Annotated in this window: 5 protein-coding genes and 1 tRNA gene; 5 read left to right on the plus strand and 1 reads right to left on the minus strand. The window is 65.1% G+C overall.

All coding sequences use genetic code 11. From position 1 onward, the window contains the following. Positions 1 to 103: 103 nt before the first annotated feature. Positions 104 to 778 (minus strand): polysaccharide biosynthesis/export family protein, encoded by a 675-nt coding sequence (locus QZ994_RS17350; protein ID WP_290874602.1) that lies wholly within the window; start codon positions 776 to 778, stop codon positions 104 to 106. A 373-nt stretch (positions 779 to 1,151) separates the two neighbouring features. On the opposite strand from QZ994_RS17350, the gene QZ994_RS17355 reads away from it, so the two are divergent. The 5 genes from QZ994_RS17355 to QZ994_RS17375 all read left to right on the plus strand — a co-directional run bounded on the left by QZ994_RS17355 (position 1,152) and on the right by QZ994_RS17375 (position 7,740). Continuing rightward, positions 1,152 to 3,089, plus strand: a complete 1,938-nt coding sequence (locus tag QZ994_RS17355; RefSeq protein ID WP_290874605.1) for a SurA N-terminal domain-containing protein — start codon at positions 1,152 to 1,154, stop codon at positions 3,087 to 3,089. A gap of 39 nt (positions 3,090 to 3,128) precedes the next feature. Continuing rightward, a tRNA-His gene (locus QZ994_RS17360) sits at positions 3,129 to 3,204 on the plus strand. Positions 3,205 to 3,419: 215 nt separating this feature from the next. Then, a complete protein-coding gene (locus tag QZ994_RS17365) occupies positions 3,420 to 4,868 on the plus strand; it encodes a methyl-accepting chemotaxis protein (RefSeq protein WP_290874608.1) in 1,449 nt (482 codons plus the stop codon). Between the two features lie 305 nt (positions 4,869 to 5,173). Continuing rightward, positions 5,174 to 7,048, plus strand: a complete 1,875-nt coding sequence (locus QZ994_RS17370; RefSeq protein WP_290874611.1) for a putative nucleotidyltransferase substrate binding domain-containing protein — start codon at positions 5,174 to 5,176, stop codon at positions 7,046 to 7,048. Positions 7,049 to 7,071: 23 nt separating this feature from the next. Continuing rightward, positions 7,072 to 7,740: a 3'-5' exonuclease gene (locus tag QZ994_RS17375; protein ID WP_290874614.1), complete on the plus strand. Its 669-nt coding sequence runs from the start codon at positions 7,072 to 7,074 to the stop codon at positions 7,738 to 7,740. The last annotated feature ends 183 nt before the right edge of the window (positions 7,741 to 7,923 follow it).

The following is a 7,923-nucleotide window of genomic DNA, read 5'->3' on the forward strand; positions in this document are numbered from 1 at the left end:
AGCCCTGTGCACAGGGCTGCGCCGATGCGGTAACGGTCTTGCCAGGCTTCTGCGCGGTGGGCGGCCCAGCCGTGGCCGGGTTCAGAGTGGTGCTCGGGGTGGCTCACTGTTGGCCCCGGTTCTGGTTGATGGTGTAGTTCACGCCGAAGTTGATGGGCAGGTTGCGACGCAGGTACTGGTCGACCCACACGTTGAGACTGGCGACCCCGCTGCGCGGCACCAGCACGACGTCCTGTGGCATGAGGGCCAGATCGCGTGCGCCGGGGCGCCCGCTCATCAGCCCGGCGAGGTCCACCTTGATCTGTGACGGTTCGCCCTCGCCTTGAGCGCGCAGCACGATCACCTCTCCAGCTTGCGCCGTGTCCTTCAAACCTTGCGCAGCCATGACGGCCTGCAGCACCGTGAGGGCACCCACCAGCGGTTGCGCACCGGGCAGGCCCACCTCTCCGCCCACGAACACGCGCTGTGACGCTGCCTGGCCCTGCAGGTTCACGACCACCTGTGGGCGCTTCACGCGGGCAGCCAGGGCGGTCTCCACCTGCCTGGCGATGGCCTGGACTTCCATCCCTTCGACCAGCACGTCACCCAGCAGCGGCAGCGAGACTCGGCCATCGGCGCGCACCAGCGCCACGGTGTTGAGTTCAGGGGTGTAGGTGAAACGGAAATTGAGCTCGTCGCCACGGCCCACACGGTAGGCCGGGATCGCAGACACGGCGGTCCCCGCCGGTGGCGTGACCACGGCTTCCGAGGCCGCGGCCGGAAGAACGTGGACACCCATGGCCAGGGCGACCAGACCCATTGCCAGACCAGGGAGCCATCGTGTTTGTGCCGGGGAGTGGGGGCACCATGTGCTCTCGGTCATTCGCAGGGTTTCATATAGGGAAAAGACAGGAAAAAATACTAGCATTCACCTATTGATTCAGGGGCATCGGCGCCGGATTTCCACCGGGGTGAGGGGGCGTCAGGCGCTGTGCCTCTCCTTCTTGGTGAGCGTGCGTGGCGGGCCCGACATCCGGTGCCCAAGCGCAACACGGTGGGGCGGTATGATCCGCGCTGCCTGCGTGAGTGCGGAGGGCCTGTGGCCCCCTGGCCACCGCCAGCATTCCTCTCCACCGTGCCACCGTCGATCAGCCTCCTACTGATCAATCGTCATGTTTGATTTCGTCCGCAAGCACACCCGCATCCTCCAGTTCATCCTGGTGCTCCTGATCCTGCCGTCCTTCGTGGTTTTCGGCATCCAGGGCTATTCCAAATTTGCTGATGGCGAAGGCGTGGTGGCCAAGGTCGCCGGGCAGAAGATCACCCAGGCCGAATGGGACAACGCCCACCGCAACCTGGTCGAGCGCCTGCGGGCCCAGCAGCCTGAGGCCGATGCCGCATCCTTTGACACCCCCGAAGTGAAGAAGCAGGCCCTCGACGCCCTGGTGCGCCAGTACGTGCTCGCCGCGGCCGCACAGGACCAGCACCTCACGGCCCCGACGGCCCGTCTGGTCCGCGTGTTCTCGACCGATCCGCAATTCGCAGCCCTGCGCAACGCCGATGGCTCGCTCAACAAGGGCCTGCTGGAAGCCCGTGGCATGACGCCCGCCCAGCTCGAGTCCCTGCTGCGCCAGGAATTGACCGTCGGTCAGGTGCTTTCGGGGGTCCAGGCGTCGGGTGAGGCGTCGGCACTGGCCAACCGCCATGCGGTCGAGGCGCTGTTCCAGGTTCGCGAAGTGCAGTGGACGAAGTTCGAGCCCAAGGCCTACGCCGCGGCCCTGAACCCCACGGCTGAGCAACTCAAGGCTTACTACAACGATCCGGCCAACGCTGCATGGCTGAAGGCCCCGGAAAAGGCCGATGTGCAGTACGTCGTGCTCGACCTCGACACCCTCAAGCAGCGTGTGTCGGTGAGTGAAGACGACCTGCGCCGCGCCTACACCGAGAACGCCGCCCGCTTCACGACGCCTGAAGAACGTCGCGCCAGCCACATCCTGATCAAGCTCGACAAGGGTGCTTCTGCCGACCAGAAGAAAGCGGCTCGCGCCAAAGCCGAAGGCCTGCTGGCCCAGGTGCAGAAAAATCCGTCTGCCTTTGCGGAGCTGGCCAAGAAGAATTCGGACGACGCTGGCTCGGCCGTGAATGGTGGTGACCTCGATTTCTTTGCCCGTGGCGCCATGGTCAAGCCCTTCGAGGATGCGGCCTTCTCGCTCAAGCCCGGCCAGGTCAGCGGCCTGGTGGAGAGCGACTTTGGTGTCCACATCATCCAGGTGACCGGGGCCCGTGGCGGTCAGGTGCAGGCCTTCGAGGCCGTTCGCCCGCAGCTGGAAGACGATGCCCGCAAGCAACTGGCCTTGCGCCAGTACGCCGAAGTGGCGGAGAAATTCACCAACGCCGTGTACGAACAGTCTGACGCGCTCAAGCCCGTGGCCGACGAGCTCAAGCTGCCTCTGCAGACCATGAACGACGTCCTGCGCGTGCCGGGCACCAAGGACCAGGGCGTGCTCTCCAATGCCCGCGTGCTGGAGGCGCTGTTCAATGCCGACAACCGTGTCAAGGGCCGTAACACCGAGGCCGTGGAAGTGGCGCCGAACAAGCTCGTCTCGGCCCGCATCGTGAAGTACAGCCCGGCTGCGCGTCAGCCTTTCGAGCAGGTTCAGGTTGCGCTGCGTGAGCGCTGGGTCAACGCCGAGGCGTTGAAGGCTGCCCGCGCCGATGCCGATGCCAAGCTGGCTTTGTGGAAGACCTCGCCTGACAAGGCCCAGTTGCCGGCGGCGGTGCAGATGTCTCGCCGCACGGTGTATTCGCAGCCGCCAGCCGTGATGGACGCAGCCCTGCGTGTGCCGGAGAAACAACTGCCGGCCTTCACTGTGGTGGACCTGGGTGCCGAGGGCGTGGCCCTGCTCAAGGTCAACAAGGTGATCGCGCCGCAGGTGAGCGCCCAGGAGCTGAAGGAAACCGAGGCCCAGTTCGGAGGCTACTGGGGCAAGGCAGAAGCCGAGGCCTACTACCGTTCGCTGAAGCGCCAGTACAAGGTCGAGTACCTGAATGGCAACAAGAAGGATGGCGACAAGGCAGAAGAAACACAAAAATCTGCGTCGGCTTCGTGAAACGGTTCAAAACGCGCTATACTTTAATTCTTCGCTGAGGTGGCTGTAGCTCAGTTGGTAGAGTCCCAGATTGTGATTCTGGTTGTCGTGGGTTCGAGTCCCATCAGCCACCCCACCACCTCATGAAGAAAATGCCCCGACAGACTGGTTCTGCCGGGGCATTTTTGTTTGGCCGAATGCCTTGCACAGGGCGCCCATGTGTCGCGGGGCACCGATGCCGACACCGGCATTGCCAGGGCAGGGCTGGCAATTGTTGGCAATTGGCCAACTGTCCCAGCCTTCATTTTGCGAACCGCCGGACGAAAGCCTCCGTGAGAAGGAGACCGGCGAATGAGCACAGCACCCACCCGCATTTCCAGTGACCCTTTGGCAGAGCACTACGGTCTGGCCCACCGGGTGGCCAATCTGGCCGGTGCCGCCCACCTTCTGCTTTGCCTGGCGTTGGGCGTCTGGAACGGAACCTGGCTGATGGCCCTGGTCGTCGGGGTGCCCACTTTCTTGCTGCCCTGGTGGCTGACTCGCATCAGCCCTGCTGCGGTGCTCACCCGTGTGACCATGGGGTTGAGCTTCATGACTTACACCGGCCTGATCGTGCAGCAAGCTGCCGGGGACATGGAAGCCCACTTCAGCTTCTTCGTGATGATGTCCTTCCTGGTCATCTACTTTGACTGGCGCCCCCTCATGGCGGCCTATCTGGGTATTGCCGCGCATCACCTGGCCTTCACGCTCTTGCAGCCCAGTGGGATGGGGCCCATCGTCTGGGGAGATGACCGTGGCGCCTGGGGGCACTTTCTGGTGCATGGCTTGGTCGGCGGTGTTCAGGCATCTGTCTTGTCGCTGATCGCGCTCAAGTTGCGCGGATTGCTGGGCGCTTCGCTCACGGTCGCGGCCATGGCGCGCCAGATCCAGGCTGGGGCCATCGAGATTCGGCAAAGCGAGCTCAAACCGGGCGCGCCCCAGCATGAGGAGCTCCTTCACTCCATGAACCAGATGCAGGCTCAGTTGGGAGGGGTGCTACTTGACATCAATCAGGCTGCGAACGTGATGGGGGCGGCTGTGTCCGACATCTCCAGCGGTGCGCTCGATCTGTCCAACCGAACGGAAGAGAGTGCCGCGTTTGGCCAGCAGGTGGCGCATGAATTGCGTTCCTACGCTGACGGTGTGCGCGAAAGCATGCAGATCAACGTCCAGGCCGGTGAGCTAGGGCAGGGTGCAGGCCACTCGGTCGAGCGTGCGGGGCAGGCCGTTTCGGAGGTGGTGGCCAGCATGGAGCACATCGAGCAGAGCTCGCGCAAGATTTCCGACATCATCGCCGTCATCGATGGCATCGCCTTCCAGACCAACATCCTGGCCTTGAACGCGGCGGTGGAGGCTGCCCGTGCCGGCGAAGAGGGCCGCGGCTTCGCGGTCGTTGCCAGCGAGGTGCGGACCTTGGCGGGTCGCAGCGCATCGGCTGCCAAGGAAATTCGGGCGTTGATCACCGATGCCAGTGAGCGCACTTTCACCGGTGCAGCCAAGGCGCGTAGCGCAGGCGAAGCCATGAGTGAGGTTCTCGATGTGGTGAAGAACGTGGTTCAGTTGGTCGAGCTGACGGCCGAGCGTGCGCGCCGTGATTGGCCTGCGCTGGAGAAGGTGACGAACTCGGTCGCGGCGGTGGACACGTCTCTGCAGCAGAACGCGGCATTTGTGGAGCAGCTCAGTGCCACCATGACGGCCTTGCGTGAACAGGAGCGCAGCCTGCGTGGCGCCGTCGGCACGTTCACGGTGAACCATGCCTGAACCCATGGCAGGGGCGAGCCGCCCGATCTCCTCTTGGTGGTTGGGGCTTCTGGTGTGCTGCTGGCTCACCGGGACGGGGTGGGCGATGTGGTCACTGGCCCCCTTTGATCCGGCCCGCTATGCGGGGCGTTGCCAGACGGTGACACGGCCAGGCGGTGAGGCGGCTCGCCCGGCAAGCCCTGCCGCCAAGTCGGCCACGGCAGAGGTGCCGCTCGCCAGCCCCTGAGCCAGTTTCTTTGGGCCTGTCCTGCTTTGCGACAAGCCCGAGCAGACACAGGTGGGGTCTCGCCGCGTAGAGTGCGGCCATGCCCAGCGCCTTCAACTTCAACGCCTCGCCTTTCGACTGCCTCAGCACCGAAGAGCAGCAGCGTGTTCGCAACAGCGTCGACATTGCATATTTCCCGCGAGGGGAGGTGATCCTCGACACGAGCATGGCCGTCACCCATCTGTTCATCCTCATCAAGGGGCATGTGCAACAGTTCGACGGGGATGAGGTGGTCGCGACCTACGGGCCTGACGACAGCTTTGACGGCCGGGGCCTGGTGGCAGGCAAGGTGGCCGATCGCTTTGTGGCCGCGGAAGAGGTGGTGGCCTACCAGCTCGCGCGCGACACGGTCACCGAGCTGATCCACACGAACGCAACGTTTGGCGCCTTGCTGTTTTCCGATCTCTCGAACAAGCTCAGCGCCCTGTCGGAGCGCCACAGCCAGCATGAACTGCAGTCCCTCACCATGGCGCAGGTGCAGGACGCCTTCTTGCGGCCAGCCCATGTGGTCGACGCCCGCAGCGACATCGTCTCGGTGGTCAAGGTGTTTGCCGGCCAGCACACCACCGCCGTGCTGGTCGAGGACCGGGCCTGCGTGCCGCCGCGGCTGGGCATCTTCACCAACACGGGCCTGCAGGATGCCATCCTGACCGGCATCCCGCTTGATGTGCTGCCGGTGGGGCAGGTGGCTTCCTTCCCGCTGGTGACGGTGCCGCCAACGGCCCATGTTTTCGATGCGCTCACCGCCATGATCCGCCACAAGGTGCGACGCCTGGTGGTCGCAAGGCCGCTGGCCGAAGGCGGGGAGGGCACTGAGCGGGAAGGCCTGCAGGTGGTCGGCATCCTGGAGCAGCTCGACCTGCTGAGCTTCCTCTCCAACCACTCGCATCTGATCACCTTGAAGATGGCCGAGGCCCAGGACCTGGGGACCTTGCAGCAAGCGGCCGGGCAGATCACCCGGCTGATCACGCTGCTGCACCGCGGTGGCACGCGCGTGGCGCAGATCGCCCGCCTGGTTCAGGAGCTGAATGCCCGGCTGTTCGAGCGCACCTGGCAGCTGTTGGCGCCGCCGGATCTGGTGGCCAACAGCTGTCTGTTCGTGATGGGCAGCGAAGGCCGAGGCGAGCAGCTGCTCAAGACCGACCAGGACAACGGCCTTGTGCTGCGCGATGGTTACACGCCGCCTGCCGATCTGGAAGGCATCTGCGCGCGCTTTTCTCAGGCCCTGATCGACTTCGGCTACCCCGAGTGCCCGGGCCGCATCATGGTGAACAACCCCGTGTGGCGCCATGCCGAGTCGGCATTTGTGGAGCAGATCAAACGCTGGCTGCTGATGCCCGATGCGGACACCCTGATCACGCTGGCCATCTTCATGGACGCCCACGCCGTCGCCGGGGACACCAGCCTGCTGGAGGGTTTGCGCCGTGCCACCCGGCAGACGGTGGCGTCCCAGGCGGCCGGCAACGACGCGCTGCTGGCCCGCTTTGCATCGGCCATTGACGCCTTTGGCGAGGCTGGAGGCTGGTGGAACAGGCTGTGGCCGCTGGGCGGTGGCGAGGCGCAGCAGCTCAACCTGAAGAAGGCGGGCATCTTCCCGCTGGTGCACGGGGTGCGCAGCCTGGCGCTGGCCACGCAGGTGGAGGCCATTGGCACGGTGGAGCGCATCGAGGCCCTGGTGGCCGCGGGCAAGCTTCCGCCGGTGGTGGGCACAGAGCTGACCGACAGCCTTCACTTCTTCATGGGACTCAAGCTCAAGACGGGGCTGCTGGCGCTGGAGACGGGCAAGCCGGTCTCGGGCGACATCGACCCCGATCGCCTCAGCCCCCTGGAGCGCGACCTGCTGAAAGACGCCCTGGGCGCGGTCAAGCGCTTCAAGGCGATGCTGCGCCATCGTTTCCACCTGGACGCGATCTGATCGGCCCGCCCCGGCGTCACACCATGAGTCATCCCCTCGGCCTTTTTTCGCCCGTCCAGGCCTGGCGCGCCCTTTCGCGGGCCTGGATGCTTTATCACATTGGTGACGAGCGCTTCCGCTTCATGTGGGACGCGCCCCCGCCTGACGAGTGGGTGGCACTCGACTGTGAAACCACCGGCCTGGACACCCAGCGCGACGAAGTGATCGCGATCGGGGCCGTGCGCATCCGCGGCAACCGGGTGATGACCAGCGAGCGGCTGGAGCTCATCGTCAAACCAGAGAAGCGGCGGCTCACAGCCGAGAGCGTCAAGGTGCACCGCTTGCGCGAGCAGGATGTGGCGCAGGGCATGCCCATCGACGAGGCGTTGCGACAGCTCATGTGGTTCATCGGCAGCCGGCCGCTGGTGGGGTATTACCTTGAGTTCGACCTGGCCATGATCAACCGTCTGCTGTTTCCCATGCTGGGGGTCAAGCTGCCGCAGCCGCGCTTCGAGGTCTCGGCCATGTACTACGACCTCAAGTACCGGCAGCTGCCATCGCACGAGCAGGGGCTCAAGCCCATCGACCTGCGCTTTGCTGCGCTGATGGACGATCTGGGGCTGCCCCAGCGCGAGGCCCACGATGCCATCAACGATGCGGTGATGGCGGCGCTGGCCTTCGTCAAGCTTCGGCATCTGGCCGGCCAGGGCTGACCGATACGCCCCTGCACCGGGCAACCCTGATCGGGGCCCAGGCATCGGCAGCGTATCAGCGCGAACCGGGCGCCTGACCTACACTTTCAGTCCACCCTTTTCCCTCTCGGTTGCCAGGCGAGACGATCGCGCTGACAACCCGCGCCCTGGTTGTCGACGTGCACGCCCCCACCCCCTTTGAGC

Origin of the sequence: Aquabacterium sp. (assembly GCF_021768455.1) — a bacterium.
Taxonomy (GTDB): Bacteria; Pseudomonadota; Gammaproteobacteria; order Burkholderiales; family Burkholderiaceae_C; genus Aquabacterium.

Excerpts from the sequence above, each read along its gene's own strand:
- QZ994_RS17350 (WP_290874602.1), bottom strand. The coding sequence starts at position 778 with ATGGGTGTCCACGTTCTTCCGGCCGCGGCCTCGGAAGCCGTGGTCACG.
- QZ994_RS17355 (WP_290874605.1), top strand. The coding sequence starts at position 1,152 with ATGTTTGATTTCGTCCGCAAGCACACCCGCATCCTCCAGTTCATCCTG.
- QZ994_RS17365 (WP_290874608.1), top strand. The coding sequence starts at position 3,420 with ATGAGCACAGCACCCACCCGCATTTCCAGTGACCCTTTGGCAGAGCAC.
- QZ994_RS17370 (WP_290874611.1), top strand. The coding sequence starts at position 5,174 with ATGCCCAGCGCCTTCAACTTCAACGCCTCGCCTTTCGACTGCCTCAGC.
- QZ994_RS17375 (WP_290874614.1), top strand. The coding sequence starts at position 7,072 with ATGAGTCATCCCCTCGGCCTTTTTTCGCCCGTCCAGGCCTGGCGCGCC.